The sequence below is a fragment of the Streptococcus sp. HMSC062D07 genome, assembly GCF_001814215.1.
GTDB classification, from domain to species: domain Bacteria; phylum Bacillota; class Bacilli; order Lactobacillales; family Streptococcaceae; genus Streptococcus; species Streptococcus infantis_I.
In genome coordinates, this window is the sequence record NZ_KV815324.1 from 21,444 (window position 1) to 47,309 (window position 25,866).

Sequence of the window (25,866 nt, forward strand, 5' to 3'; positions counted from 1 at the left end):
GTTCTTTTTATATGTATACTTGTTTGAAAATGCAAAGATTTTAGTGTATAATATGAATTGACAGGGCAAGGAAATAAGTTAGTGAGATGGTATTTTTACAGCTAGACTCGGCATAGTCTAACATTATTCCTAATGTTGGTTAGTCTACTTATTTTTTCTTTGCGTTTTGCTGGATAGAAGTAGAAATTCTTTTGTTCATGCAATTACCATCCCTTACAATGACTTTGTTTTCGATCACCAGAGTTTCTCTACAAAGATTTTGGTCCAATTTGTCCAGCTTTTTAGAGAAGTATATCTACTCTTTCTTCTCCAAAAATAGAAAGAAATCGGATTTGTCCTGTTACCTTGCGTTAAGCAAGGTTTTTTTGTGGAATAGTACTGGGAGATTTACGATTTCTTTTTGGAGTGGTATAATATTAACTATCCTGATGAATAGAGGAACTCAAATGAAAGAATTTAACAAATCAATAAAATTAGAGCATGTGGCTTATGATATCCGTGGTCCAGTTTTGGAAGAAGCGATGCGCATGCGCGCAAATGGTGAAAAGATTTTGCGTCTAAATACAGGAAACCCAGCTGAGTTTGGCTTTACGGCTCCAGATGAGGTTATCCACGACTTGATTATGAATGCGCGTGATAGTGAGGGATATTCTGACTCCAAAGGGATTTTCTCAGCTCGCAAGGCCATCATGCAGTATTGTCAACTGAAGAAATTCCCCAATGTGGATATTGATGATATCTACCTTGGAAATGGGGTTAGTGAGCTAATCGTTATGTCTATGCAAGGGCTTTTGGATAATGGCGATGAGGTCTTGGTTCCTATGCCTGACTATCCTCTTTGGACTGCTGCTGTCAGCTTGGCTGGGGGAAATGCCGTTCACTACGTCTGTGATGAAGAAGCGGAATGGTATCCAGACCTAGATGATATCAAGTCTAAGATTAGTTCAAATACCAAGGCCATTGTTTTGATCAATCCGAATAACCCAACGGGGGCTCTCTATCCTAAAGAACTCTTACTAGATATCATCGAGATTGCTCGTCAAAATGACTTGATTATCTTTGCGGATGAAATTTACGACCGTATGGTGATGGATGGCAATGTCCACACACCAGTCGCTAGTTTGGCTCCAGACCTTTTCTGTGTCAGCATGAATGGTTTGTCTAAATCTCACCGTATCGCTGGTTTCCGTGTTGGTTGGATGGTCTTGTCTGGACCTAAACATCATGTAAAGGGCTACATTGAAGGTCTCAACATGCTCTCAAACATGCGTCTCTGTTCGAACGTCCTTGCTCAACAGGTGGTTCAAACGTCACTAGGTGGTCACCAGTCAGTGGATGAGTTGCTTCTTCCTGGTGGTCGTATCTATGAGCAAAGAAACTTTATTTATAATGCCATTCAAGATATCCCTGGTTTATCAGCTGTTAAGCCAAAAGCAGGTCTTTATATCTTCCCTAAAATCGACCGCAATATGTACCGTATCGATGACGATGAACAATTTGTCCTTAATTTCTTGAAACAAGAAAAAGTGCTTTTGGTACATGGACGTGGCTTTAACTGGAAAGAACCAGATCACTTCCGTATCGTTTATCTACCACGTGTCGATGAGTTGGCCCAAATACAGGAAAAGATGACTCGCTTCTTGAAGCAGTATCGTAGATAAGGCTTTCATAGCAAAAAAGCTGGAAACATTTGTCAGAGCTATTGACAAATACGTAAGAATCAGATAGAATAGTAAAGTATGTTTAGTAACTGATCACTTTATAGCCGGCTAAACGAATACAAAATCTATGAGGAGGTATTCATCGTGAAACGTACTTATCAACCAAGTAAACTTCGTCGTGCGCGCAAACACGGATTCCGTAACCGTATGTCAACTAAAAACGGTCGTCGCGTATTGGCAGCTCGTCGTCGTAAAGGACGCAAAGTTTTGGCTGCATAATCCAAACAAATGAAACAAAGAAGTCAGTAGGAACTCGAGCCTACTGATTTTTCTTTTATTTAAAAAGATTGTTTTCTAAAGTTATTGATTGAGAATAAACATTTTAGAAGACGTCTTGAAAAAATCACATATAGAAAAAGCTCAAGATCAGAAGATAATTTCTCTGATTTTGAGCTTTTCTTTATTCTTTCAAATGATAAGAGTAGCTAGCAACGACGACATCTTCGTGCCATCTGAGAGCATATTTTAATTTAAGGCTCATTTGATTGTGGAGGATATTTTGCCAAGGTTTGTTAGGGATAAATTGGGGTACAAGAACTGTAACCGTGTAGTTCTTTTTCTTGGCTTCTTGAGAAATCTTTCGAACATATCGAACTGTAGGTGTGATAATATCGCGATAGCTGGTATTAATGTTTTTAAGAGTAATATTTGGGAAGTAGTCGGCAAATTCTTGGAGGATTTCTTGGTCTTTTTCCTCAGTTTCCTTGGTGGAAATGTGCATAGCCAAAACTTCATCTCCTATGCTTTGAGCGTAATTAATCGCTCCAACACTGACTCGAGTAACATTTCCTACTAAGACAAGGACGACATTGCCATCGTAGCTTTGTTTTTGAATCCCTTCATAAAGTCGAAGTTGCTTGGCCACTTTTTGGTAATGACTGTGGATGGACAGAAATAGGAAGGTTAGGACCAGGATAATTGGGAAGAATGGCCAGATATCTCCAAGTCTGAAGAGGAGTAGAATAAGAACGATAGCGTAACAAATGATGGCACCGAGGATATTTGCAAAGGCAGATTTTAAGAAATGAGAGCCTTTTTCTTTTTTCCAATGGCGAATCATCCCTGTTTGAGAAAGTGCAAAAGGAACGAAAACTCCGATAGTATAGAGAGGAATCAAGCGTTCCGTATTTCCGTTAAAAATGAGCAGAAGAATCATAGCGCCAAAGGCTAGTGTTAAGATACCGTTTGAGTAACCTAGGCGATCTCCCTTCTCCATAAAGAGATGGGGCATGTACTTGTTTTTAGCCATATTGTAAGCCAACATCGGAAAGGCAGAAAAACCAGTATTTGCAGCTACGGCAAGGATGAGAGCTGTTGAAAATTGGAAGAGATAATAAACAACCTGACCGAGAGCTGAATCCCCTAAAATTCCTTTAGCCATTTGTGAGAGGATTGTTTCTCCGTGTTGAGGTGTAATCCCCATCCAGTAGTTTAGGAAAGTAATTCCTGCAAAGAGAAATCCAAGAATCAGAGACATGATGGTCAGTGTCTGAGCTGCGTTCTTTTCTTTAGGGGTCTTGAAAAATGGAACAGCATTTGAGATGGCTTCAACCCCAGTTAATGAAGCTGAACCGCTGGTAAAGGCTCTTAAAATCAGGACAATTGAGAGACTTGGGACAGTTTGACCAATTGCAGAAGTTGCATGATAGCTTAGAGAACCTGTCAATAGTTGGAAGATACCAAACAATAAGAGGAAGACTGTACTAAAGATAAAGAGGTAGACCGGAATCATCAGAGAACTAGCAGATTCCCTCAAGCCTCGCAGATTCAAAAGCATGAGCAAACAGACCAGAAAAATGGAGATGTGGAGGTTGTAAGGATGGAGTGCGGGAAGTGCAGCAGTGATTGCATCCGCACCTGCAGCCACTGATACGGCTACTGTTAGCATATAGTCGACAAGCAGACTTCCCCCAGCAATCAAACCTAACTCAGGAGAGAGGTTTTCTCGAGTAACCATATAGGCACCTCCACCTTGAGGGTAGGCATGGATGATTTGTCTATAAGAAATGGTCAGGCTAGCTAATAGTAAGAGGACAAAAATGCCAATAGGGAGACTCCACCAGATAGCAAGCGGAGAAAGACTAGCCAATACGAGAACGACCTGTTCAGGTCCATAAGCGATAGAAGATAGGGCATCACTTGATAGCATTGCGAGTGCCTGCGTTTTTCCAAGTAGTCCTCCCTCGCCTTCAGTTAAGGATTTAAGGGGACGACCGATAAAGGTATATTTTAGTTTTGTAAACATTTTCTTTCCTTTTCTGAAAATTTCAACAAGAGTTATTATACTGCTATGAAAAAAAGTCGTCAAGAAAAAATGAATGATTTCAAAATATTTTTTCCTATAAGGATGAGGCTAGTTTTTTTGGTATAATAGAAGGTAGAAAAAACGAGGAAATATAAATGATTTTTGATACTCATACCCACTTGAATGTGGAAGAATTTTTGGGACGCGAAGAAGAAGAACTTGCCTTAGCGGCTGAAATGGGCGTAACTCGGATGAATATTGTTGGTTTTGACAAACCGACTATTGAGCGTGCTCTTGAACTAGTGGATAAGTATGGCCAACTCTATGCGACGATTGGCTGGCATCCAACGGAAGCAGGAACCTATACAACGGATGTTGAGAATTACTTGCTAGAAAAACTAAAACATCCAAAAGTTGTTGCCTTGGGCGAGATTGGTTTGGACTACCACTGGATGACGGCATCTAAGGAAGTTCAAGAAAAGGTTTTTCGTCGTCAGATTCAGCTATCTAAGGAATTAGATTTACCTTTTGTGGTTCACACCCGTGATGCGCTCGAAGATACCTATGAAATTATTAAGAGTGAGGGAGTCGGTCCACGTGGTGGGATTATGCACTCCTTTTCAGGTTCTTTGGATTGGGCGGAGAAGTTTGTGGAGCTTGGCATGACCATTTCCTTTTCTGGAGTAGTAACCTTTAAAAAAGCGACTGACATACAGGAGGCAGCTAAAGGTTTACCTTTGGATAAGATTTTGGTAGAGACAGATGCCCCTTATTTAGCCCCAGTACCCAAGCGTGGTCGTGAAAACAAGACAGCTTACACGCGCTATGTAGTAGACTTTATTGCAGACTTGCGTGGTATGACGACAGAAGAATTGGCAGAAGTGACAAGTGCTAATGCAGAAGGCATCTTTGGATTGGAACGTGAATCATGAAAGAGAAAATTTCCCAAGTCATCGTGGTAGAAGGACGCGATGATACGGCCAATCTCAAACGTTATTTTGATGTGGAGACCTATGAGACTCGTGGCTCGGCTATCAATGAACAGGACCTTGAACGAATCCAACGTCTACACCAACGTTATGGGGTGATTGTCTTTACGGATCCTGATTTTAACGGGGAACGCATTCGTCGGATGATTATGACGGCCATTCCGACAGTTCAGCACGCCTTTCTCAAACGTGATGAGGCAGTGCCAAAATCTAAGACCAAGGGACGTTCTCTAGGAATTGAGCATGCTAGCTACGAAGACTTGAGAACAGCGCTGGAACAAGTAACTGAGCAGTTTGAAGTAGAAAGCGACTTTGATATTAGCCGTAGTGACTTGATTCGCCTTGGTTTTCTAGCTGGAGCAGATAGCCGAAAACGCAGAGAATATTTAGGAGAGAATCTTCGCATCGGTTATTCCAATGGGAAACAACTTCTTAAACGTTTAGAGTTATTTGGTATCAGTTTGGCAGAAATTGAAGAGGCCATGAAATATTATGATAATTGAGAAACTCCCCCAAAATGTGGAGGGAATGTGATACAATAGAAGTAATCATATACGGTTTAATCAGGCTTGGTAGCAAGCATTAGAAAAGTGACTCCATAGGAATTGAGTTAAGTGGAGATGATGAGGAAAAGTTATGGGAATCTTTGATTTTTTAAAAAAGACAGAAGCAACAAAACCTACTGAAACAAATGAATCCAATAAGGAAGTAGAAGAGGCGAAAGGCAATGCTTGCGTGGGTGTTCTAGATCTGTTCCCGATGAAGGAAACGAACCAATTATTGATTGTTGGGAGTCTAGAAGGTAGTATCAAGGTTGGAGATCAGTTGCAGTTTTGCAATCCCGACCAAGGAATGGAAAGTCTTGGTACTGTAGAGGTTAAAAAACTCAGCAGTCAAAACAAAGATGCAGATAGTCTAACTGATGAAGTTCTTGCCCATCTAGTGGTTGATAGGAATCCTTCTTTGGATAAATTGAAAAAAGGAAGTGTACTTTATAGCCCAGGTGTGGATGAAGAGACTCGCTTGTCTGCTTATTCAGATGCTCTTTATCGTGCTTTTGTAGCCATCCAAGAGGGTCAGTTAACAAATGAAGACTATTTGGCAGCTAGCCTTGATGACAGTGTAGAGATTTTACGTCTCTTTTTATGGAAATGCCGTCAAAATCAGGAAACTGAAAGTGAAGAAAGCTATCAAGCCAACACTCGCAAGTTGGAACGTCTCGCGGAAATCGTCAAAGACAAGTTGTTAGTAGCAGATTCTATTTATGCAGTTTATTCTGAAAAAACAGGCGAACCTTATCTCTTTTCAACTACTTATGACAGAGGTGAGGAAGGTTATCTGTGTACTGATCCCATGATCATGCTTTTGACCCCATCTTGGTATCGCCAATTCAAGGAAACCATTGATAGTCGACCAAATTCAGTCGTAAAACTGATTGAAAATACGGAAGATAAAAAAGGGATTGAAAATTTCCTAGGGACAGCCTTTTACCTAAATGGTGCCTTGGGAGCAATCTTTAATTCCAAGGAAGTCAGCATCAGTGCCTCTGCCTTGGTTCAAAAACCAGATTTTTCTGATTTACCAGAAATACAAGTGCCTGTCATGAATCCTGACCTGGTAAGATGGATGCTGTTGATGGGGCAACTAGATTATCCGATTACGGAAGAGCAAGAATTACTTTATAAACTCTATTATAAGTTCTTCTCAGAAGCTATGCCTAAAGCAAAATTCCTATTGCCTTTAGATGCAGCTTCGGAATTTAAGGGAGAGAGTCAGGAAGGGAACTCCTTTGTCTTGGAAAAAGATTCCAGTTTTAACATTCCAGTCAAAGAAGGAAAAAATGGCAGAAATTCTGTTCCAGTATTTACTGATTGGAAACGTCTGAGAATGGTCTTTGATGAAAAGTGGAATGGCATGATAGAAGAAGCAGGAGGCATGATTGAAGTTTTTGACTATGCCATTAACCCAACGGAATACTATGAAGCGGGTGCCTATGTTAGCCTAACAGCTTTTAGAGACATGCAAAAGCTTAGTGAGGAACAAGAAGGAAGAGCTCAAGATTAGAAAGTTCTTTAATATTAGAAAAGAGAATAAATGAGAATTGCAGATTATAGCGTGACCAAGGCAGTGCTGGAGCGTCACGGTTTTACCTTTAAAAAATCCTTCGGACAAAATTTCTTGACCGATACCAATATCCTTCAAAAAATTGTGGATACGGCTGAAATTGATGACCAGGTCAATGTCATCGAGATCGGTCCAGGGATTGGTGCTTTGACGGAATTTTTAGCTGAGCGTGCAGCTCAAGTCATGGCCTTTGAGATTGACCACCGTTTGGTGCCAATTCTAGCGGATACTCTGCGTGATTTTGATAATGTGACCGTAGTCAACGAGGACATTCTAAAAGTTGACCTAGCGCAACATATCCAAAATTTTAAAAATCCTGACCTGCCTATTAAGGTAGTAGCCAACTTGCCTTACTATATCACGACGCCTATTCTCATGCACTTGATTGAAAGTGGTATTCCTTTTAGTGAGTTTGTGGTCATGATGCAAAAAGAAGTGGCAGATCGTATCTCTGCTAAGCCAAATACCAAGGCATACGGTAGCTTGTCAATTGCAGTTCAGTATTACATGACGGCCAAGGTTGCCTTTATCGTGCCTCGTACAGTATTTGTGCCAGCGCCCAACGTAGATTCAGCTATCTTAAAAATGGTACGCCGTCCAGAACCTGCTGTAGCAGTAAAAGATGAGAACTTCTTCTTTAAAGTTTCCAAGGCTAGTTTTACTCATCGTCGTAAGACCTTGTGGAACAACTTGACAGGTTACTTTGGGAAGTCTGAAGAAGTCAAGGATAAATTGACCAAGGCTTTGGACCAAGCAGGCTTGTCACCATCTGTACGTGGTGAAGCTCTCAGCTTGGCAGAATTTGCTAGTCTAGCAGATGCGCTTAAAGGACAAGGGCTCTAAGATGCAGGGACAAATCATTAAAGCCTTAGCGGGTTTCTACTATGTGGAAAGTGATGGTCAGGTTTATCAAACACGCGCGCGTGGGAATTTTCGTAAAAAAGGCCACACACCCTATGTTGGAGATTGGGTAGATTTTTCTGCGGAGGAAAATTCTGAAGGTTATATTCTCAAGATTCATGAACGAAAAAATAGTCTGGTTCGTCCACCCATTGTCAATATTGACCAAGCCGTTGTCATTATGTCCGTTAAAGAACCTGACTTTAATAGCAACTTGTTGGATCGTTTTTTGGTTCTTTTAGAGCACAAGGACATTCATCCTATCGTCTATATTTCCAAAATGGACTTACTAGAGGATAGGAGAGAACTGGATTTCTACGAGAAAACCTATCGTGCTATTGGTTACGATTTTGTGACGAGTAAAGAAGAACTTTTACCCTTGTTGACAGACAAAGTGACAGTCTTTATGGGGCAGACAGGTGTTGGGAAGTCAACCCTGCTTAATAAAATTGCTCCTGACCTCAATCTAGAGACGGGAGAAATCTCTGATAGTCTAGGCCGTGGTCGTCATACCACTCGAGCTGTTAGTTTTTACAACCTAAATGGAGGCAAAATCGCAGATACACCAGGTTTTTCGTCGCTAGATTATGAAGTATCAAGTGCTGAAGAGCTGAACCAGGCCTTTCCAGAGATTGCTAGTGTCAGTCGCGACTGTAAGTTCCGTACTTGTACGCATACTCATGAACCATCTTGTGCAGTGAAACCAGCAGTAGAAGAGGGCATCATTGCAAACTTCCGTTTCGACAACTATCTACAATTCCTCAGTGAGATTGAAAATCGCAGAGAAACCTATAAAAAAGTCAGCAAAAAAATTCCAAAATAAGGAGAAACCTATGTCTCAATACAAGATTGCTCCGTCAATTCTGGCAGCAGATTATGCCAACTTTGAACGTGAAATTAAACGCCTAGAAGCAACTGGGGCAGAATACGCCCATATCGATATCATGGATGGTCACTTTGTACCTCAGATCAGCTTTGGTGCAGGTGTAGTCGAAAGTCTTCGACCTCATAGTAAGATGGTCTTTGACTGCCACTTGATGGTCTCTAACCCAGAACATCATTTAGAGGATTTTGCGCGTGCAGGAGCTGACATCATCAGCATCCATGTTGAAGCGACACCTCATATTCATGGCGCTCTTCAAAAGATTCGTTCTCTCGGTGTTAAACCTTCGGTTGTCATTAATCCAGGTACGCCTATTGAGGCGATTAAACATGTCCTTCACTTAGTTGATCAAGTTTTGGTCATGACGGTGAACCCTGGATTTGGTGGGCAAGCTTTTCTGCCTGAAACCATGGATAAGATTCGTGAGTTAGTTGCTCTTCGTGAAGAAAAAGGCTTGAACTTTGAAATCGAAGTCGATGGTGGTATTGATGACCAAACCATTGCTCAAGCCAAAGAAGCTGGCGCTACAGTTTTTGTAGCGGGATCTTATGTCTTTAAGGGAGATGTCAATGAACGAGTGCAAGCTCTCAGAAATCAACTGGACTAAAGCTGCAGTTTTTGCAGGGGGAGACCGCGGTCACTACCGGACAGATTTTGACTGTTTTGTCGGTGTGGATCGAGGCTCACTCTGGGTATTGGAAGAAGAACTTCCTCTTGCTTTAGCAGTTGGGGATTTTGATTCTGTGACTGTAGAAGAGCGTCAGTTGATTCAAGAACGTGCCCAGCACTTTGTCCAAGCTCAGCCAGAGAAGGATGATACCGATCTGGAACTAGCACTTTTAACGATTTTTGAAAAAAATCCTCAGGCTCAGGTGACCATTTTTGGTGCCCTAGGTGGTCGTATTGACCATATGCTGGCCAATGTCTTTCTACCCAGCAATCCCAAATTGGCACCCTATATGCGCCAAATAGAGATTGAGGATGGGCAAAACTTGATTAGCTATTGCCCAGAAGGGATCAGTCAGCTAGAACCACGTTCGGACTATAATTATCTAGCTTTTATGCCTGTGAGGGATAGTCGATTGACTATTCTCGGTGCCAAGTATGAATTGACAGAGGAGAATTTTTTCTTTAAGAAAGTTTACGCTTCTAACGAATATATAGATAGGGAAGTTTCAGTGACTTGCCCAGATGGCTATGTGGTTGTACTGCATAGCAAGGACAGGAGATAGGATGGAGATTATATTACTACTGTTACTAATTGCTAACCTAGCCGGCCTCTTTCTTATTTGGCAAAGGCAGGATAGGCAGGAGAAATACCTGACCAAAAGTTTAGAAGACCAGGCAGATAACCTTTCAGACCAGTTAGATTATCGATTTGAGCAAGCCAGACAGTCTAGTCAGCTGGACCAAAAAAATCTTGAAGTGGCTGTTAGCGACCGTTTGCAGGAGGTGCGAAACGAATTGCACCAAGGTTTGACTCAGGTTCGACAGGAGATGAATGAAAACCTCCTCCAAACCAGAGATAAGACCGACCAACGACTACAGGCCTTGCAGGAGTCAAATGAGCAACGTTTAGAGCAGATGCGCCAAACGGTCGAGGAAAAGTTAGAAAAGACCTTGCAGACACGCTTGCAAGCGTCTTTCGAGACAGTTTCAAAACAACTGGAATCTGTCAATCGTGGCCTTGGAGAAATGCAGACGGTGGCGCGTGATGTTGGTGCGTTAAATAAAGTTCTTTCCGGAACTAAGACCCGAGGGATTCTAGGAGAATTACAACTGGGGCAGATTATCGAAGATATCATGACACCTGCTCAGTATGAACGAGAATTTGCAACGGTTGAAAATTCGAGTGAGCGAGTCGAGTACGCCATCAAGTTGCCTGGGCAAGGTGACCAGGAATATGTTTATCTACCGATTGATTCTAAGTTTCCACTGGCGGATTATTACCGCTTAGAAGAGGCTTATGAAGCAGGTGACAAGGACGAGATTGAGCGCTGTCGTAAGTCTCTCCTAGCAAGCGTCAAGCGTTTTGCTAAGTATATTAAGAGTAAGTACCTGGCGCCACCTCGGACAACTAATTTTGGAGTCTTGTTTGTTCCGACAGAAGGTCTTTACTCAGAAATCGTTAGAAATCCGATTTTCTTTGATGGCTTGAGACGGGAAGAGCAGATTATCGTTGCGGGACCAAGTACCTTGTCAGCCCTTCTTAACTCCCTATCGGTCGGCTTCAAGACTCTGAATATCCAAAAGAGTGCTGACCATATTAGCCAAACTCTAGCCAACGTTAAAACCGAATTTGGAAAGTTTGGTGGTATTCTGGTTAAAGCGCAAAAACACCTCCAACATGCCACTGGTAATATTGATGAATTGTTAAACCGACGTACTTCAGCTATCGAGCGAACTCTCCGACATATTGAATTGTCAGAAGGTGAGTCTATGCTTGATTTGCTCCAGTTCCAAGAAGATGAGGAAGAATATGAAGATTAGTCACATGAAAAAAGATGAACTGTTCGAGGGCTTTTATCTGATCAAATCAGCCGATCTGAGACAGACGCGTGCTGGGAAAAATTACCTAGCTTTCACCTTCCAAGATGATAGTGGGGAAATCGAAGGAAAGCTTTGGGATGCTCAACCTCATAACGTTGAGGCCTTTACTGCAGGAAAAGTTGTCCACATGCAAGGGCGTCGTGAAGTTTACAACAACACTCCACAGGTAAATCAAATCACCCTTCGCTTACCTCAGCCTGGCGAACCCAATGACCCAGCAGACTTCAAGGTCAAATCACCAGTGGATGTTAAAGAAATCCGTGAGTACATGGCACAGATGATTTTCAAGATTGAAAATCCCATCTGGCAACGAATTGTTCGGGCCCTCTATACCAAATATGATAAAGAATTTTATTCTTATCCAGCTGCAAAAACCAACCACCATGCCTTTGAAACAGGGCTTGCTTATCATACGGCGACTATGGTTCGTTTAGCAGAGGCAATTGCGGATGTGTACCCACAACTCAATAAGAGCTTGCTCTATGCGGGAATTATGCTTCATGACCTGGCTAAGGTTATTGAGTTAACAGGTCCGGACCAGACAGAGTATACAGTGAGAGGAAATCTTATCGGCCATATCGCTTTGATTGATGGCGAGATTACCAAAGCAGTTATGGAACTTGGTATCGATGACACTCGAGAAGAAGTGGTGCTTCTGCGCCATGTGATTCTCAGTCACCATGGATTACTCGAGTATGGTAGTCCAGTTCGTCCTCGTGTGATGGAAGCTGAAATTATTCATATGATTGATAATTTGGATGCGAGTATGATGATGATGTCAACAGCTCTGGCTCTTGTTGATGAGGGGGAAATGACCAATAAAGTCTTTGCAATGGACAATCGTTCCTTCTACAAGCCAAAATTAGACTAGAAACTAAAAAAATGAGCTTTATTTAGACAATAAAGTTCGTTTTTTTTGCTTTAGTGTGTTATAATGAGAAAAAGACTAATTAAAAAGAATGGTGAATAACTAATGAAATTAAGAAGAAGTGATCGGATGGTTGTTATTTCCAATTATTTGATTAACAATCCATACAAATTAACCAGTCTCAATACCTTCGCGGAAAAGTATGAATCTGCCAAATCTTCTATTTCAGAAGATATTGTCATTATTAAGCGCGCCTTTGAAGAAATTGAAATCGGCCATATTCAAACGGTGACAGGTGCTGGTGGTGGGGTTATTTTCACACCTTCTATCTCTACCCTTGAGTCTAAAACAATTATCCAAGAGCTTCGTGATAAACTTTCAGAGAGTGACCGCATTCTGCCAGGAGGCTACATTTATTTGTCTGATCTCCTTAGTACTCCGGCTATTTTAAAAAATATCGGTCGCATTATTGCCAAGAGCTTTATGGACCAAAAGATTGATGCTGTTATGACGGTAGCGACCAAAGGGGTTCCGCTTGCAAATGCAGTAGCAAATGTTCTCAACGTACCTTTTGTCATTGTTCGTCGTGACTTGAAAATCACAGAAGGTTCAACTGTGAGTGTTAACTACGTCTCAGGTTCTAGCGACCGTATTGAAAAAATGTTCCTTTCAAAACGTAGCCTTAAGGCAGGAAGCCGTGTCCTGATTGTTGATGACTTTTTGAAAGGCGGAGGAACGATTAACGGTATGATTAGCCTTTTAACAGAGTTTGATTCTGAGTTAGCTGGTGTAGCTGTCTTTGCTGATAATGCGCAGGAAGATCGTGAACAGCAGTTTGACTACAAATCACTCTTAAAAGTTACCAATATTGATGTGAAGAACCAACAAATTGAAGTTGAAGTTGGGAACATCTTCGAAACAGAAAAATAAGAGAGAATAAGATGCTTAAAGGTTGGAACTTTCGTCCCAGCCTTTCTTTGATAATGAATATGAAGGAGCCCTATGAAGACGCCATTTATTAAACGTGAAGACTTAGAAAAGATTGTTGAAGAGTTTCCAACTCCATTCCATCTCTACGATGAAAAAGGTATTCGCAAGAAAGCACGCGCAGTAAACAAAGCTTTCTCTTGGAATAAAGGCTTTAAAGAATACTTCGCAGTTAAGGCAACCCCAACTCCAGCTATCTTGAAGATTTTGCAAGAAGAAGGATGTGGAGTGGATTGTTCTAGTTATGTAGAGCTCTTGATGAGTCACAAGCTTGGGTTTACAGGGGCGGAGATGATGTTTTCATCAAACAATACACCAGACCGAGAGTACGCCTATGCCCGTGAATTAGGGGCGACTATCAACTTGGATGCCTTTGAAGATATCGACCATTTAGAGCGCGCTGCGGGAATTCCTGAGATTATCTCTTGCCGTTACAATCCTGGTGGCGTATTTGAACTAGGAACGGATATTATGGATAATCCTGGTGAAGCTAAGTTCGGGATGACAAAGGAACAGCTCTTTGAAGCCTTTGCTATCTTGAAAGAAAAGGGAGCAAGAACTTTTGGGATTCATTCCTTCCTAGCTTCCAATACTGTTACTCATCTCTATTATCCAGAATTGGCGCGACAGCTTTTTGAATTAGCTGTAGAAATAAAAGATAAATTAGGAATCTCCCTTGATTTCATCAATCTTTCTGGAGGAATCGGGGTCAACTACCGCCCAGAACAAGAGCCTAATGACATTGCTTTAATTGGTGAGGGTGTTCGTCAGGTTTATGAAGAAGTTCTTACGCCAGCAGGTCTTGGTCAAGTTAAGATTTTTACAGAACTAGGACGCTTTATGTTGGCACCTCATGGAATTCTAGTGACTAAAGTAACCCATAAAAAGAAAACCTACCGAACTTATCTCGGAGTAGATGCATCAGCTGTCAATCTTATGAGACCGGCTATGTATGGAGCTTATCACCACATCACCAATATGATGAATCCTGACGGTCAGACGGAGGTCGTTGATGTTGTTGGTTCACTTTGTGAAAACAACGACAAGTTTGCAGTTAATCGTGAACTACCTCAAACAGAAATTGGTGATCTGTTAGTCATTCATGATACAGGTGCGCATGGATTCTCTATGGGTTACCAGTACAATGCGAAACTTCGTTCAGCAGAGATTCTCTACACAGAGGACGGTGGTGCACGACTAATCCGCAGAGCAGAGCGACCTGAGGACTATTTTGCGACTCTCTATGGATTCGACTTTGACAAGGATTAGAAGAATTTTTGAAAATCATGAAAGTTGAAAGTGAAAAACAGTTTGTTTTCTAAAAAATAGACAAAATCTGTGGTTTTTCTTTTCAGGCATGATATAATAAAGCTATAAAACGGTTTCAAGGAAGGTGACGTGATGTCTGAAGAAACAATTGACTATGGACAAGTGACAGGAATGGTGCATTCGACAGAGAGTTTTGGGGCGGTAGATGGCCCTGGAATTCGTTTCATTGTCTTTTTGCAGGGCTGTCAGATGCGTTGCCAGTATTGCCATAACCCTGACACATGGGCGATGGAAACCAATAAATCTCGTGTACGAACAGTAGATGATGTTCTAGAAGAAGCGCTTCGTTATCGTGGTTTCTGGGGAGACAAGGGAGGTATCACAGTCAGTGGAGGAGAAGCTCTCTTGCAGATTGATTTCTTGATTGCTCTCTTTACAAAAGCAAAAGAAAAAGGAATCCACTGTACCTTGGATACTTGTGCCCTTCCATTCCGTAATAAACCACGTTATTTAGAGAAATTCAACAAACTAATGGCCGTGACAGACTTGGTTCTTCTTGATATCAAGGAAATCAACGAAGCACAACACAAGATTGTAACCAGTCAAACCAATAAAAACATCTTGGCTTGTGCTCAGTACTTGTCAGATATTGGGAAACCTGTTTGGATTCGTCACGTTCTTGTGCCTGGATTGACAGACCGTGATGAAGATTTGATTGAACTTGGGAAGTTCGTAAAAACTCTTAAAAACGTTGATAAGTTTGAAATCCTACCCTACCACACTATGGGAGAATTCAAATGGCGTGAACTTGGGATTCCGTATTCACTTGAAGGGGTTAAACCTCCAACAGCAGATCGTGTGAAGAACGCTAAGGAATTGATGGATACAGAAAGCTATCAAGATTACATGAAACGTGTACATGGATAAAAAGAAGCCTGATGGAAACATCGGGCTTTTAAGTTTACACAAATAAATACAAATAAGATTAAATTAAACAAAATTTTTATGATTTATATGACAATACAGATTTTATAAAGATTTAAAATTCTGAAAAAAATCCGAAAATTATTGGTTAATATATACTTGTTTAAAACGATAAAACAAAAAATTGAACAGGAGACATCTATGGAACAAAGTATTACCATTAAAAATCTATGTAAGTCATATGGTCACACTCAAATTTTAAAAGATATTTCTTTTGAAGCAAAAGCAGGTAGAGTGACTGCTTTCCTTGGTCCAAATGGAGCTGGTAAAAGTTCAACCTTACGTATCTTATTAGGATTAGACAAAGCAACATCTGGTCTTACCAAAATTGGAAATCAAACTTATAAGGAATTAAAATTTCCTCTAAAGACTGTAGGAGCTTCATTTGACAGTGTCGGAGCTCCTGATGATCGGACTGTTTATCAACATTTGAAAATTGTTGCTGCTAGTAATGGAATATCCAGCCAGCGAATTGAGCAAGTCTTGGATATGGTGGATATTAGCCATAAGAAAAAATCTAAAATAGGAAAATTATCATTAGGAGAAGGACAACGCTTGGGAATTGCAACAGCTCTATTAGGGGATCCTCAGTATTTGATATTGGATGAACCGACAAATGGGTTGGATCCAAGAGGAATTCGGTGGTTTAGAGAGTTTATAAAAAAACAAGCTCAAGAAGGAAAGACCGTCTTGCTATCATCTCATATATTATCGGAAGTGGAAGCAGTGACAGATGATGTGGTCATCATAAATAAAGGCAAAGTTCTTATAAAAGGGACTTTACAAGAAGTGATGAAAAATCTTTCTTCACTGGAGGAAGTCTTCTTTAGATTAACAGAGGGAGGAAAGTGACATGGCACTTATTTACTCTCTTCATTCTGAAATATTGAAATTACTTTATAAGAGAGCTACTCATGTTGTACTATTCTTGATACTAGTATTTCAAACGTTTTTAGCAAATATTGGTGCATCTCAAATTGTTTCAGTTGGTATCCATGCTACCCCAGAGACAACCCCAGAGTTAGTAGAAGCTATTCCCCCTATTGAATTTTTAGGTTTTGATGTTACTTTAGTTGGCGTTTTTTTTATGATTATCTTAGGCTCAATCTACGGAGCTGAAGAGTATAAAGGCTCTGCTATTCGCACAAGCCTCCTTTCTAATACGAGTAGAAGTACTTTCCTAGTTTCAAAAACATTAGTTTGGCTGGTATTTTCTTTTGTCATTTCCTTCCTATCAATATTTCTGACGATTAACATGACACATTATGTTTTAGGACAAGATGGTTTATTACTTTTTTCACTAAATGGGACAGTTTGGTTCTATATGTTTTTGGACAGTATAGCTTGGACGTTGTTGGGGCTTTTAGCCTATATTCTGGCTTTAACATTTAAAAAAGCCCTTGTTCCCCTATTGTTTTTGCTTCCTCAAGTCTACAATTTAGGAACATTCTTAGCCGATCATATATCAATTGCGAAATTTCTTCCAGTTTCATTGAGCTATGGACTGATTGCTACATCTCCTCAAATGTTGGAACAGAATAGTTTACAAAATATTTTGCTTTTACTTTGTTGGAATTTGTCATTCTTGGTTTTGGCAATTTACCGGTTACTTAAGTCAGATGTTGGAGGAGGGGAATGAGTTGAAAGAGCAATTTAAAAGTGAGTATCTCAAGTTTATTATGAATCCTTGGCATTGGTTGATTATAGGTGCTCTATTACTTTGTGTTCCGCCGATGGTTATTTTTTTAAATAGTAAACCAGATCAGTTGACCCTACACTTTGTTTTGGAACAGCTACTGCAAAGTCTCTATTTAGGACAGGCAGGTTTTATTAGTCTAGCTATACTATTTATAGGTCAAGAATTTACAGGTTCTAGCCTTCGTACAAGTTTTCTTACATGTCCAAATCGTTTAAAATTTATAATATGTAAACTAGCTATTGTGTTATGTGTGGAAATTGTATTATTGCTAGCTTTAATATCAGTATGTATACTAATTGCCCAAGGATACTACAATATCAATCTTTTGAGCAATATTAAAAATGTTCTAACAATCCTATTTCCAGTTTGTATTTCTATTTTAACCTTCTCTCTTTTAAGTGGTATTTTTGTATTTATTTTCCGATCTTTTACCTTAATTTTGGGAATAAGTTTATCTCTTTTATTGGGCTTGGGACAAATGCTACTACAATTCAGTTCTTTTTTTAGAAATTTACCATTACTAGCTAGTATGAACTGTTACTATATCCATCCTTTATCACTTTATTACCCAGTTTGGCAAGGTCTGGGGATACAAATAGTTTGGTTATTAATTGTTTTTGTAGTTGCTACACTGATACTTATAGGAAGAAATGTACGCTAAAGACAGGGGCTATCCTGTCTTTTTCTCAGTTAATGATATAATATAACTTAGGAGCGTGAGTTATGGCTTATAAAATTTTAGTTGTAGATGATGATCTTGCTATTCTTCGCCTAATAAAGAAGGTACTAGAGTATGAAAAGTATGAAGTAGTCATACGAGATAACATAGAAGAGATTGATCTTTGTGATTTTACAGGATTTGACTTGATTTTATTAGATATTATGATGCCTGTTAGTGGTTTAGAAGTCTGTCAGATGATTCGCGAGCAGATATCTGTTCCTATCTGTTTTATAACTGCTAAGGATATGGATGAAGATTTGGTGGCTGGAATCAATGCAGGAGCTGATGATTATATTATCAAGCCCTTTAGTATGCCAGAGCTTTTAGCACGTGTTAAAATGCACTTACGTCGTGAAGAACGGACTAAAGGAAATGTTCATCAAATAAAGATTGGGAAGCTTATACTATATACGGATAGTAAGGAACTATTTGTAAACGAAGATAAGATTGCCTTGACAAGGAGGGAATTTGATATAGTGAATCTTTTAGCAAGTAACCCAAGTAAAATATATTCTATAGAGGAAATCTATAATTATTTATATCCACAAAGTTCAGAAGCTCTTTTACGTTCGGTTTCAGAGTACATTTATCAAATTCGTCAAAAGCTGAAACCTTATCAATTAAATCCAATTAAAACCTTGTACGGTGGAGGATATCAATGGGTAGAATCAAAAGTTTTAGACAATTAATTCGAGAAACCTGCTGGAGAATTATTTGGCAGTTTAGTCTTGGCTTACTAATGGCCTATCTTATTCCCTTAGCTTCAGTATCTATACAAATAAATGAAGATGGGAAGCCTCTTAAAAATAATGATGTTCAATCAATTTTTTTTAATGTGTCATCATGGATATATATTTGTGTTTTATTGATTATTCTAATAAGTTATCACATTGGTAAATTGTTGAAAAAACTAAGTTATGAAATGAATTTGATTTATGAAAATAGTATGTGGCTTGAAAGCGAATGTACAGAAAGATTAACGGTTAAGGAGTTTCGTGAGACTGGTAATCGCATTATTGTGATGCAAAATCGTATTCGACAGCTATTAGATGATGAGAAGCAACAGAAAGAAGATTTGATGTTTCAGGTTTCAGCAGCTTCTCATGATTTAAAGACACCTCTAACTATCATCAAAGGGAATGCAGAATTTTTGCACATTTCCACTAAAGATGAGCAGTCTAAAGAATGTTTAGCGGATATAGTTCATGCTAGTCAACGCTTGCTTGATTATTTTAATCAGTTGATTCATTATTCTAAAACTTACTATGATGATGAGACAGGTTGGACGGAGTATTCTTCTTCAGATTTTATCAATGAATTAGAGAAAGAAGTCTCTTTTTTGATAAAAAATCAGATGAAGTTTTCTTTTGAACAAAATTTGAAAGGAACTGAAAGCTATTATATAAATCCATCTCTTCTGATTCGTGCAATACAAAATATTTTAACAAATGCTTTGGAGTATGCAGATAAACAGAATCCTAAAATTAAAATTAGGGTAGAGCAAGAGGGGAAGGAATTGAAAATAGGGATATGGAATAATGGCTCTGAATTTCCAGATGAAGTTTTAACTAATTTTGGGAAGCTCTTTTATCGTATGGATAAAGCTAGAACGGTTAAAGAGCAACATTTTGGTATTGGACTTAGTTTTGTATGTAGAGTTGCAAAACTGCACAAAGGCCGAGTTGAGCTTAGAAATAGAGACGAGGGAGCAGAAGTTTTAATGGCTCTTAATTGTATTAAATCAAAGTGATTTACTTACTAATTTGTTGTCATAGGATTTAAATAAATTAAGATGTGAAAGTAGATAATAAAAACGAATGAATGATACCTAGTTCATGAAAACTAATTGTCATTCATTCGTTTTTTTAATTATTGGATAGCACACGTAGCTTTATCTAGAATGTTGTTTTCCAGAATTGCGTTTTTTATTTTTCTTCTTAGCAGAAGTTGAGATAATTGCTGCTGATTCAGGAGTTACATCTTTACGAGCACCTGAAGTTTTACTTGCTTTTGGTGGGTTCTTGGCATATTCTTCACGTACTTTTTTACGAAGTTTTGGACGAATGATGTAGTTGACGATGAATTGTTGAAGGATCATCATGAAACCACCGACAACCCAGTAAAGCGTAACGCTGGCTGGTGAGAAGATAGAGAACATGACAATCATCATTGGACTCATGTAAATCATCTTTTTGAGTTGTTCTCTTTGAGTCTCGTCTTCAACTCCGTGTAGTGAAAGGAGCGATTGGACGTAGTAGAGAACACCTGCACAGGCGATAAGAATCCAACTTGGAGAACCAAGTGCAATTCCTAAGAAGCTAGCTTCAGAAACACCTTCTGTATGTTGAGCTGCAAAGTAGATTGCTGAGAAGAAAGGCATTTGAATGAGGATAGGGAAACATCCTACTCCGCCAAACATGCTGATACCGTGCTCTTTTTGAGCAGCAAAGAGAGCTTGTTGGGCTTCCAGTTTTTCTTCTTGAGTAGTTGCTTCTTTGAGACGAGTTTGATGTGGCTCAAGAACATGCTTGAGGGCGTTCATCTTTTCAGAATGAAGCGTTGCCTTCCATGATTGGTAGATCCCAAGTGGCAAAATAATCAAGCGGACGATAATGGTTACGATAATAATAGCGACCCCGAAGCCTAGCCCTTTATCAGTAGCAAAGTACTTGATGGCTTCAGCCATAGGTGCTCCGATTGTATTCCAAATAAATCCTGTTGGTTGTCCGGTTGCTTTATCAACCTGGACACAGCCTGTTAAGACTAATAGCATGGCCACTCCCATGATAGAGAGGGCGATTCGTTTAATTGATTTCACTGTTTTAATTCCTTCTTAAAAATGATACCTTTCTATTCTACTGTTTTTTTTGAAAATATACAATAGTTCTAGAGACCTAATTTGCTACTTTGAAATCTGAATAGGATGGGAAGTTGCTCAATTGAACATCTAGATAGGTTACTTTTGAGAAGGGAGTAGGTCCTTTTCGGATCTCTTGGATGAACTTAGCCATGATAGCTGAAGACTCTGCTTGGGCAAGAATTTCAACTGTTCCGTCATCGTTGTTCCAGACACGTCCAGTGATTCCACCTAGCTCGAGGGCAAGGGTATAGACGCCCCAGCGGAAACCAACGCCTTGAACGCGACCCTGTGCGATCATTTTGACCTTTTGCATACCAAACCTCCTTGATTGTGTTATAATACTCCTATGACTATTATAACCTCTAAAGCGAATTCTGTGGTAAAAAATGCCAAGAAATTGCATCAAAAAAAATATCGAAAATCATCTTATTTAATAGAAGGATGGCATTTGTTTGAAGAGGCTGTTCAAGCAGGTGCAAAGATAGAGAGAATTTTTTCCCTTACAGAGTATGGTAAAAAATTAACGGACTATCCTCAGACTGTCTTTGTGGCCGAAGAAATTTTGCTTGATTTAGCAGATTCACAAACTCCTCAGGGCATTGTAGCCATTGTTCAAAAGGAAGAAGAGCAGTTGCCGGATTTGAGTCAAGGGAAATATCTTTTCTTGGAAGACGTGCAGGATCCTGGAAATGTTGGCACAATGATCCGAACGGCAGATGCAGCAGGTTTTTCTGGAGTCATCGTTTCAAGCAAGTCAGCAGATATTTATAGTTTGAAGACTCTCCGATCCATGCAGGGCAGTCATTTTCATTTGCCGATTTATCGGATGCCTGTTGAAACATTTGTAGAAGAGGCTAAAAAGAGCAATTTACCAATTCTAGCAACCACCTTATCACAAAACTCTAAAGACTATCGTGAGCTTGCTCGGCTAGAGAATTTTGCCCTAGTTATGGGAAATGAAGGTCAAGGCATTAGCCCATTCATGACAAATCAGGCAGACCAACTGGTTCATATTACCATGAAAGGGCAAGCGGAAAGTCTCAACGTTGCCATTGCTGCAGGCATACTCATGTTTTATTTGAGTTAAATTGTTTTATTTTTGTTATAATCAGTAAAAAGATTTCATAAGGAGAAAAAGATATGAATCAAACAATTATTCAAGGACGTTCTGGTCTGAATCAATTTTATGCAAAAGTCTATGCTTTTGTCGGGATTGGGATTGCCTTATCTGCAATTGTTTCAGCCTTGATGTTAACAACCTTTCAAGATCTTCTTGTTCAGTTAATGCTTAACGCTCGCGTATGGCTAATCGTAACAGGAATTGTTGAAGTTGCTCTAGTGATTTTTGCAAGTGGTTTAGCAGCAAAGAATAGTCCAGCAACTCTTCCGATATTCCTGCTATATTCAGCGGTCAATGGTTTCTCACTAAGCTTCATTGTGTCACTTTATCTTCCAGGGACAGTTCTGACAGCCTTTATCTCCAGTGCGGCCCTCTTCTTTGTGATGGCTATCGTAGGAGTAGTCATTAAAAAGGATTTGAGTGGAATCGGTCGTGCTTTGATTGCAGCCTTATTTGGTTTGATACTAGCCATGGTTATCAATATCTTCTTAAATAGTGACCTTATGGATTATATCATTAGTATCATTATGGTTCTTGTCTTTTCAGGATTGATTGCTTGGGATAATCAAAAAATTCGTTATGTTTACGAAGAGTCAGATGGCCAGGTAGCTACTGGTTGGGCAATTTCTTTAGCACTTAGCCTCTACCTCGACTTTATCAACCTCTTCCTTAGCTTCTTACGAATTTTTGGAAGAAACGATTAATACTTTTAGAGCTCAAATGAGCTCTTTTTTAATTTTTACTTTCATTTTCACCAACAAAAAGGTATAATCTTTTTATTATTCAAAAGGAGCAACGTATGAAGAAAAGTTTTATCCATCAGCAAGAAGAGATTTCCTTTGTAAAAAATACCTTTACCCAATATTTGAAAGATAAGTTAGAAGTCGTAGAAGTACAGGGACCAATCTTGAGCAAGGTTGGGGACGGGATGCAGGATAACCTTTCAGGTATTGAACACCCAGTATCTGTTAAAGTTCTGCAAATTCCAGATGAAACCTATGAGGTGGTGCATTCCCTTGCTAAGTGGAAACGCCATACCTTAGCACGTTTTGGTTTTGGTGAAGGAGAAGGTCTCTTTGTTCATATGAAGGCTCTTCGTCCGGATGAAGATTCACTAGATGCGACTCACTCAGTTTATGTCGACCAGTGGGACTGGGAAAAAGTCATTCCAAATGGGCAACGCAATCTAGCCTATCTCAAGGAAACAGTTGAAAAGATTTACAAGGCTATTCGTTTAACAGAGTTGGCAGTCGAAGCCCGTTATGATATTGAGTCAATCTTGCCGAAGCAAATTACCTTTATCCATACTGAAGAATTGGTAGAACGCTACCCAGACTTAACTCCAAAAGAACGTGAAAATGCTATCTGTAAGGAATTCGGTGCAGTTTTCTTGATTGGTATCGGTGGCGTATTGTCAGATGGAAAACCCCATGACGGACGCGCACCAGACTATGATGACTGGACAACTGAGTCTGAAAATGGTTATCATGGCTTGAATGGAGACATCCTTGTTTGGAATGATAACTTAGGTGCGGCCTTTGAGTTGTCTTCTATGGGAATTCGTGTTGATGAAGACACCCTTCGTCGTCAGGTTGCGATTACAGGAGATGAAGACCGTTTATCCCTAGAATGGCATAGGGCTCTCTTGAACGGACTCTTCCCATTGACAATTGGTGGAGGAATTGGACAGTCTCGTATGGCGATGTTCTTGCTTCGTAAGAAGCACATCGGTGAAGTCCAAACTAGTGTTTGGCCACAAGAAGTTAGAGATACTTACGAGAATATTCTTTAATCAATCGAACCGAGAGGTTCGATTTTCTTATTTCATCAGAATTTGGTATAATATACCTTATGAAAATCGTATCAGGAATCTACGGAGGACGTCCTTTAAAGACCTTGGACGGGAAAACAACGAGGCCGACATCGGACAAGGTCCGAGGGGCTATTTTCAATATGATTGGCCCTTACTTTGAAGGAGGGCGTGTGCTAGATCTCTATGCTGGTAGTGGGGGCTTATCCATTGAAGCAGTTTCAAGAGGGATGTCGAGCGCTGTCCTAGTTGAGAAGGATCGCCGAGCACAGAATATTGTGGCAGAAAACATTCAGATGACCAAGGAAACCTCTAAATTTCAATTATTGAAAATGGAATCCAGTCGCGCATTGGAGCAAGTGGATGGTGTCTTTGATCTCATCTTTTTGGACCCTCCCTATGCAAAGGAACAGATCGTATCCGACATTGAAAAAATGGCTGAGAGAAATCTTTTTTCAGAAGATGTCATGGTGGTCTGCGAGACCGATAAATCAGTAGAGCTTCCAGAAGAAATCGCCTGTTTAGGCATCTGGAAGGAAAAAATATATGGGATTAGTAAGGTGACGGTTTATGTCAGATAAAATTGGGCTATTTACAGGTTCGTTTGATCCAATTACCAATGGTCATTTGGACCTTATTGAACGCGCAAGTAAGCTCTTTGATAGATTGTATGTGGGAATTTTTTATAATCCACACAAAAATGGATTTTTACCGATAGAAAGTCGGCTAGAGACGGTTGAAAAAGCGGTGGGACACCTTAAAAATGTCCAAGTCATTGCCTCTCATGATGAATTAGTCGTTGATGTTGCTAGAAAACTGGGTGTCCATGTTCTTGTTCGTGGTTTGCGTAACGCTGCGGATCTTCAGTATGAAGCCAGTTTTGATTTTTACAACCATCAATTAGCAGGAGAGATTGAGACAGTCTATCTCCATAGTCGCCCAGAGCATGTTTACATCAGCTCTTCAGCTGTGAGAGAACTATTGAAGTTTGGTCAAGATATTAGCAAGTATGTACCAAATGCTGTCTTAGAGGAGTTAAAGAATGAAGAAAAAAACTAGATGGCCCATATATTTAATCATCGGGCTCATTATCACTTTTATATCTTTTACGGTACCACTTCCTTATTACATTGAGGTGCCAGGGACTTCAGAAGATATTCGAAAGGTTTTACAAGTAAATAACCAATCTGACCAAGAAGAAGGTTCCTACCAATTTGTAACAGTTGGAGTTAAGCACGCTAGACTGGTTGACTTGGTTTATGCTTGGCTAACACCTTTTACGGACATACATAGTGCTAAAGAGATGACTGGTGGTTCGTCAGATGCGGAATTTATGCGAATCAACCAGTTTTACATGGAAACTTCGCAGAACATGGCCAAATATCAAGGTCTGAAGGCAGCGGGCAAGGAGATAGAACTCAAATACCTGGGAGTCTATGTTTTGACCGTAACAGATAACTCAACCTTCAAGGGTATTCTCAATATCGCTGACACAGTAACGGCTGTCAATGATAAGACTTTTGAGAGTTCTAAGGAGATGGTCGACTACGTTAATTCTCAAACGCTAGGTGACAAGGTTAAGGTTACTTACCAAGAAGACGGGAAAGTCAAAACCGCTGAAGGAAAAATCATTACTCTGGAAAATGGGAAAAACGGTATTGGAATCGGTTTGATTGACCGCACAGAAGTGTCAAGTGACGTGCCAATCAAGTTTTCAACTGCTGGCATTGGTGGTCCGAGTGCTGGAATGATGTTTAGTTTATCCATCTATACGCAAATTGCAGATCCAACTCTTCGAAATGGACGTATCATTGCTGGTACAGGAAGTATCGACAGAGATGGAAATGTTGGTGATATTGGTGGAATTGACAAAAAAGTTGTTGCTGCTGCAAAAAAAGGAGCTACTGTATTCTTTGCTCCTAACAATCCAGTAACTGAAGAAGCTAAAAAGGCCAATCCTAATGCTAAAAGTAATTATGACACGGCTGTAGAAGCGGCTGAAATGATTAAAACAGACATGAAGATTGTTCCTGTAAAAACACTTCAGGATGCAATTGATTACTTGAAAAACAACCCATAGAATATAGTGCAAGTCCATAGACTAGCGTAGAAAAAAAGAAGATGGTATAATAGGCA

General features: G+C 39.8%; 28 protein-coding genes. 25 read left to right on the plus strand and 3 right to left on the minus strand.

All coding sequences use genetic code 11. The features are described from left to right. Nucleotides 1–446 precede the first annotated feature (446 nt). Both HMPREF2957_RS00725 and rpmH read left to right on the plus strand, forming a co-directional pair. On the plus strand, nucleotides 447–1,661 hold the full coding sequence (locus tag HMPREF2957_RS00725; protein WP_004251584.1) for a pyridoxal phosphate-dependent aminotransferase: 1,215 nt from the start codon (nucleotides 447–449) through the stop codon (nucleotides 1,659–1,661). 144 nt (nucleotides 1,662–1,805) lie between these two features. Continuing rightward, nucleotides 1,806–1,940: a 50S ribosomal protein L34 gene (gene rpmH, locus HMPREF2957_RS00730; RefSeq protein WP_000831905.1), complete on the plus strand. Its 135-nt coding sequence runs from the start codon at nucleotides 1,806–1,808 to the stop codon at nucleotides 1,938–1,940. A gap of 181 nt (nucleotides 1,941–2,121) precedes the next feature. Here rpmH and HMPREF2957_RS00735 read toward each other — a convergent pair whose 3' ends face one another. After that, the gene (locus tag HMPREF2957_RS00735; RefSeq protein ID WP_004251587.1) at nucleotides 2,122–3,966 is read right to left on the minus strand and encodes an APC family permease; all 1,845 of its coding nucleotides are present in this window, start codon (nucleotides 3,964–3,966) and stop codon (nucleotides 2,122–2,124) included. Between the two features lie 155 nt (nucleotides 3,967–4,121). Here HMPREF2957_RS00735 and HMPREF2957_RS00740 point away from each other — a divergent pair, with 155 nt between their 5' ends. The 17 genes from HMPREF2957_RS00740 to HMPREF2957_RS00820 all read left to right on the plus strand — a co-directional run bounded on the left by HMPREF2957_RS00740 (nucleotide 4,122) and on the right by HMPREF2957_RS00820 (nucleotide 19,690). Next, nucleotides 4,122–4,898, plus strand: a complete 777-nt coding sequence (locus HMPREF2957_RS00740) for a TatD family hydrolase (protein WP_004251591.1) — start codon at nucleotides 4,122–4,124, stop codon at nucleotides 4,896–4,898. Beyond that, nucleotides 4,895–5,458, plus strand: coding sequence for a ribonuclease M5 (rnmV, locus tag HMPREF2957_RS00745; protein WP_004251592.1), 564 nt, complete (start codon nucleotides 4,895–4,897; stop codon nucleotides 5,456–5,458). The genes HMPREF2957_RS00740 and rnmV overlap by 4 nt, the downstream gene beginning before the upstream one ends. 133 nt (nucleotides 5,459–5,591) lie before the next feature. Further along, nucleotides 5,592–7,019, plus strand: a complete 1,428-nt coding sequence (locus HMPREF2957_RS00750) for an SseB family protein (protein ID WP_004251595.1) — start codon at nucleotides 5,592–5,594, stop codon at nucleotides 7,017–7,019. A 30-nt stretch (nucleotides 7,020–7,049) separates the two neighbouring features. Beyond that, nucleotides 7,050–7,922 (plus strand): 16S rRNA (adenine(1518)-N(6)/adenine(1519)-N(6))-dimethyltransferase RsmA, encoded by an 873-nt coding sequence (gene rsmA / locus HMPREF2957_RS00755; RefSeq protein WP_004251598.1) that lies wholly within the window; start codon nucleotides 7,050–7,052, stop codon nucleotides 7,920–7,922. Between the two features lies 1 nt (nucleotide 7,923). After that, nucleotides 7,924–8,802 (plus strand): ribosome small subunit-dependent GTPase A, encoded by an 879-nt coding sequence (rsgA, locus tag HMPREF2957_RS00760; RefSeq protein WP_004251602.1) that lies wholly within the window; start codon nucleotides 7,924–7,926, stop codon nucleotides 8,800–8,802. Between the two features lie 10 nt (nucleotides 8,803–8,812). After that, nucleotides 8,813–9,469 (plus strand): ribulose-phosphate 3-epimerase, encoded by a 657-nt coding sequence (gene rpe / locus HMPREF2957_RS00765; RefSeq protein ID WP_070677004.1) that lies wholly within the window; start codon nucleotides 8,813–8,815, stop codon nucleotides 9,467–9,469. Next, complete coding sequence (locus HMPREF2957_RS00770) at nucleotides 9,432–10,094, plus strand: thiamine diphosphokinase (RefSeq protein ID WP_070677005.1); 663 nt, start codon at nucleotides 9,432–9,434, stop codon at nucleotides 10,092–10,094. Before rpe ends, HMPREF2957_RS00770 begins: the two co-directional genes overlap by 38 nt. Nucleotide 10,095: 1 nt before the next feature. Beyond that, nucleotides 10,096–11,352: a DNA recombination protein RmuC gene (rmuC, locus tag HMPREF2957_RS00775; RefSeq protein WP_070677006.1), complete on the plus strand. Its 1,257-nt coding sequence runs from the start codon at nucleotides 10,096–10,098 to the stop codon at nucleotides 11,350–11,352. Continuing rightward, nucleotides 11,342–12,283, plus strand: a complete 942-nt coding sequence (locus tag HMPREF2957_RS00780) for a 3'-5' exoribonuclease YhaM family protein (protein ID WP_070677007.1) — start codon at nucleotides 11,342–11,344, stop codon at nucleotides 12,281–12,283. The genes rmuC and HMPREF2957_RS00780 overlap by 11 nt, the downstream gene beginning before the upstream one ends. Nucleotides 12,284–12,385: 102 nt before the next feature. Further along, nucleotides 12,386–13,210, plus strand: coding sequence for a pur operon repressor (gene purR, locus HMPREF2957_RS00785; RefSeq protein ID WP_006147832.1), 825 nt, complete (start codon nucleotides 12,386–12,388; stop codon nucleotides 13,208–13,210). Between the two features lie 72 nt (nucleotides 13,211–13,282). Further along, nucleotides 13,283–14,536, plus strand: coding sequence for a diaminopimelate decarboxylase (locus tag HMPREF2957_RS00790; RefSeq protein WP_070677008.1), 1,254 nt, complete (start codon nucleotides 13,283–13,285; stop codon nucleotides 14,534–14,536). 132 nt (nucleotides 14,537–14,668) lie between these two features. After that, nucleotides 14,669–15,463, plus strand: a complete 795-nt coding sequence (gene pflA / locus HMPREF2957_RS00795) for a pyruvate formate-lyase-activating protein (protein ID WP_004251620.1) — start codon at nucleotides 14,669–14,671, stop codon at nucleotides 15,461–15,463. A gap of 198 nt (nucleotides 15,464–15,661) precedes the next feature. Continuing rightward, nucleotides 15,662–16,372, plus strand: a complete 711-nt coding sequence (locus HMPREF2957_RS00800) for an ABC transporter ATP-binding protein (RefSeq protein ID WP_004251622.1) — start codon at nucleotides 15,662–15,664, stop codon at nucleotides 16,370–16,372. A 1-nt stretch (nucleotide 16,373) separates the two neighbouring features. Further along, a complete protein-coding gene (locus tag HMPREF2957_RS00805) occupies nucleotides 16,374–17,159 on the plus strand; it encodes an ABC transporter permease (RefSeq protein ID WP_004251625.1) in 786 nt (261 codons plus the stop codon). Between the two features lies 1 nt (nucleotide 17,160). Next, entirely contained in the window at nucleotides 17,161–17,880 is a 720-nt protein-coding gene (locus HMPREF2957_RS00810) for an ABC transporter permease (RefSeq protein WP_004251626.1), read from the plus strand. A gap of 62 nt (nucleotides 17,881–17,942) precedes the next feature. Beyond that, the gene (locus tag HMPREF2957_RS00815; protein WP_004251628.1) at nucleotides 17,943–18,629 is read left to right on the plus strand and encodes a response regulator transcription factor; all 687 of its coding nucleotides are present in this window, start codon (nucleotides 17,943–17,945) and stop codon (nucleotides 18,627–18,629) included. Beyond that, nucleotides 18,599–19,690, plus strand: coding sequence for a sensor histidine kinase (locus HMPREF2957_RS00820; protein ID WP_070677010.1), 1,092 nt, complete (start codon nucleotides 18,599–18,601; stop codon nucleotides 19,688–19,690). Before HMPREF2957_RS00815 ends, HMPREF2957_RS00820 begins: the two co-directional genes overlap by 31 nt. Nucleotides 19,691–19,831: 141 nt before the next feature. Here the strand turns inward: HMPREF2957_RS00820 and yidC are convergent, their stop codons facing one another. Then, the gene (yidC, locus tag HMPREF2957_RS00825; RefSeq protein WP_070677011.1) at nucleotides 19,832–20,758 is read right to left on the minus strand and encodes a membrane protein insertase YidC; all 927 of its coding nucleotides are present in this window, start codon (nucleotides 20,756–20,758) and stop codon (nucleotides 19,832–19,834) included. Nucleotides 20,759–20,834: 76 nt separating this feature from the next. Next, nucleotides 20,835–21,113, minus strand: a complete 279-nt coding sequence (locus tag HMPREF2957_RS00830; protein ID WP_001174501.1) for an acylphosphatase — start codon at nucleotides 21,111–21,113, stop codon at nucleotides 20,835–20,837. A 33-nt stretch (nucleotides 21,114–21,146) separates the two neighbouring features. Between HMPREF2957_RS00830 and HMPREF2957_RS00835 the strand changes: the two genes are divergently transcribed. The 6 genes from HMPREF2957_RS00835 to HMPREF2957_RS00860 all read left to right on the plus strand — a co-directional run bounded on the left by HMPREF2957_RS00835 (nucleotide 21,147) and on the right by HMPREF2957_RS00860 (nucleotide 25,810). Next, a complete protein-coding gene (locus tag HMPREF2957_RS00835) occupies nucleotides 21,147–21,887 on the plus strand; it encodes a TrmH family RNA methyltransferase (protein ID WP_070677012.1) in 741 nt (246 codons plus the stop codon). A gap of 53 nt (nucleotides 21,888–21,940) precedes the next feature. After that, on the plus strand, nucleotides 21,941–22,624 hold the full coding sequence (locus HMPREF2957_RS00840; RefSeq protein WP_070677013.1) for a Bax inhibitor-1/YccA family protein: 684 nt from the start codon (nucleotides 21,941–21,943) through the stop codon (nucleotides 22,622–22,624). Nucleotides 22,625–22,719: 95 nt separating this feature from the next. Continuing rightward, nucleotides 22,720–23,712 (plus strand): aspartate--ammonia ligase, encoded by a 993-nt coding sequence (asnA, locus tag HMPREF2957_RS00845; RefSeq protein WP_070677014.1) that lies wholly within the window; start codon nucleotides 22,720–22,722, stop codon nucleotides 23,710–23,712. Nucleotides 23,713–23,771: 59 nt separating this feature from the next. Further along, the gene (gene rsmD, locus HMPREF2957_RS00850; RefSeq protein ID WP_049494510.1) at nucleotides 23,772–24,311 is read left to right on the plus strand and encodes a 16S rRNA (guanine(966)-N(2))-methyltransferase RsmD; all 540 of its coding nucleotides are present in this window, start codon (nucleotides 23,772–23,774) and stop codon (nucleotides 24,309–24,311) included. After that, nucleotides 24,301–24,789, plus strand: a complete 489-nt coding sequence (coaD, locus tag HMPREF2957_RS00855; RefSeq protein ID WP_004251661.1) for a pantetheine-phosphate adenylyltransferase — start codon at nucleotides 24,301–24,303, stop codon at nucleotides 24,787–24,789. The genes rsmD and coaD overlap by 11 nt, the downstream gene beginning before the upstream one ends. Continuing rightward, nucleotides 24,773–25,810 (plus strand): SepM family pheromone-processing serine protease, encoded by a 1,038-nt coding sequence (locus HMPREF2957_RS00860; RefSeq protein WP_004251664.1) that lies wholly within the window; start codon nucleotides 24,773–24,775, stop codon nucleotides 25,808–25,810. Before coaD ends, HMPREF2957_RS00860 begins: the two co-directional genes overlap by 17 nt. Nucleotides 25,811–25,866 lie beyond the last annotated feature (56 nt).

What these genes read in the sequence shown, in the direction of transcription:
- HMPREF2957_RS00840 (WP_070677013.1), top strand. Translation starts at nt 21,941, where the DNA reads ATGAATCAAACAATTATTCAAGGACGTTCTGGTCTGAATCAATTTTAT.
- HMPREF2957_RS00735 (WP_004251587.1), bottom strand. Translation starts at nt 3,966, where the DNA reads ATGTTTACAAAACTAAAATATACCTTTATCGGTCGTCCCCTTAAATCC.
- HMPREF2957_RS00860 (WP_004251664.1), top strand. Translation starts at nt 24,773, where the DNA reads ATGAAGAAAAAAACTAGATGGCCCATATATTTAATCATCGGGCTCATT.
- HMPREF2957_RS00835 (WP_070677012.1), top strand. Translation starts at nt 21,147, where the DNA reads ATGACTATTATAACCTCTAAAGCGAATTCTGTGGTAAAAAATGCCAAG.
- rnmV (WP_004251592.1), top strand. Translation starts at nt 4,895, where the DNA reads ATGAAAGAGAAAATTTCCCAAGTCATCGTGGTAGAAGGACGCGATGAT.
- rsgA (WP_004251602.1), top strand. Translation starts at nt 7,924, where the DNA reads ATGCAGGGACAAATCATTAAAGCCTTAGCGGGTTTCTACTATGTGGAA.
- HMPREF2957_RS00750 (WP_004251595.1), top strand. Translation starts at nt 5,592, where the DNA reads ATGGGAATCTTTGATTTTTTAAAAAAGACAGAAGCAACAAAACCTACT.
- rsmA (WP_004251598.1), top strand. Translation starts at nt 7,050, where the DNA reads ATGAGAATTGCAGATTATAGCGTGACCAAGGCAGTGCTGGAGCGTCAC.
- rmuC (WP_070677006.1), top strand. Translation starts at nt 10,096, where the DNA reads ATGGAGATTATATTACTACTGTTACTAATTGCTAACCTAGCCGGCCTC.
- HMPREF2957_RS00830 (WP_001174501.1), bottom strand. Translation starts at nt 21,113, where the DNA reads ATGCAAAAGGTCAAAATGATCGCACAGGGTCGCGTTCAAGGCGTTGGT.
- HMPREF2957_RS00725 (WP_004251584.1), top strand. Translation starts at nt 447, where the DNA reads ATGAAAGAATTTAACAAATCAATAAAATTAGAGCATGTGGCTTATGAT.
- rpe (WP_070677004.1), top strand. Translation starts at nt 8,813, where the DNA reads ATGTCTCAATACAAGATTGCTCCGTCAATTCTGGCAGCAGATTATGCC.
- coaD (WP_004251661.1), top strand. Translation starts at nt 24,301, where the DNA reads ATGTCAGATAAAATTGGGCTATTTACAGGTTCGTTTGATCCAATTACC.
- HMPREF2957_RS00770 (WP_070677005.1), top strand. Translation starts at nt 9,432, where the DNA reads ATGAACGAGTGCAAGCTCTCAGAAATCAACTGGACTAAAGCTGCAGTT.
- HMPREF2957_RS00780 (WP_070677007.1), top strand. Translation starts at nt 11,342, where the DNA reads ATGAAGATTAGTCACATGAAAAAAGATGAACTGTTCGAGGGCTTTTAT.
- HMPREF2957_RS00820 (WP_070677010.1), top strand. Translation starts at nt 18,599, where the DNA reads ATGGGTAGAATCAAAAGTTTTAGACAATTAATTCGAGAAACCTGCTGG.
- purR (WP_006147832.1), top strand. Translation starts at nt 12,386, where the DNA reads ATGAAATTAAGAAGAAGTGATCGGATGGTTGTTATTTCCAATTATTTG.
- HMPREF2957_RS00800 (WP_004251622.1), top strand. Translation starts at nt 15,662, where the DNA reads ATGGAACAAAGTATTACCATTAAAAATCTATGTAAGTCATATGGTCAC.
- asnA (WP_070677014.1), top strand. Translation starts at nt 22,720, where the DNA reads ATGAAGAAAAGTTTTATCCATCAGCAAGAAGAGATTTCCTTTGTAAAA.
- HMPREF2957_RS00740 (WP_004251591.1), top strand. Translation starts at nt 4,122, where the DNA reads ATGATTTTTGATACTCATACCCACTTGAATGTGGAAGAATTTTTGGGA.
- rsmD (WP_049494510.1), top strand. Translation starts at nt 23,772, where the DNA reads ATGAAAATCGTATCAGGAATCTACGGAGGACGTCCTTTAAAGACCTTG.
- HMPREF2957_RS00815 (WP_004251628.1), top strand. Translation starts at nt 17,943, where the DNA reads ATGGCTTATAAAATTTTAGTTGTAGATGATGATCTTGCTATTCTTCGC.
- pflA (WP_004251620.1), top strand. Translation starts at nt 14,669, where the DNA reads ATGTCTGAAGAAACAATTGACTATGGACAAGTGACAGGAATGGTGCAT.
- HMPREF2957_RS00790 (WP_070677008.1), top strand. Translation starts at nt 13,283, where the DNA reads ATGAAGACGCCATTTATTAAACGTGAAGACTTAGAAAAGATTGTTGAA.
- HMPREF2957_RS00805 (WP_004251625.1), top strand. Translation starts at nt 16,374, where the DNA reads ATGGCACTTATTTACTCTCTTCATTCTGAAATATTGAAATTACTTTAT.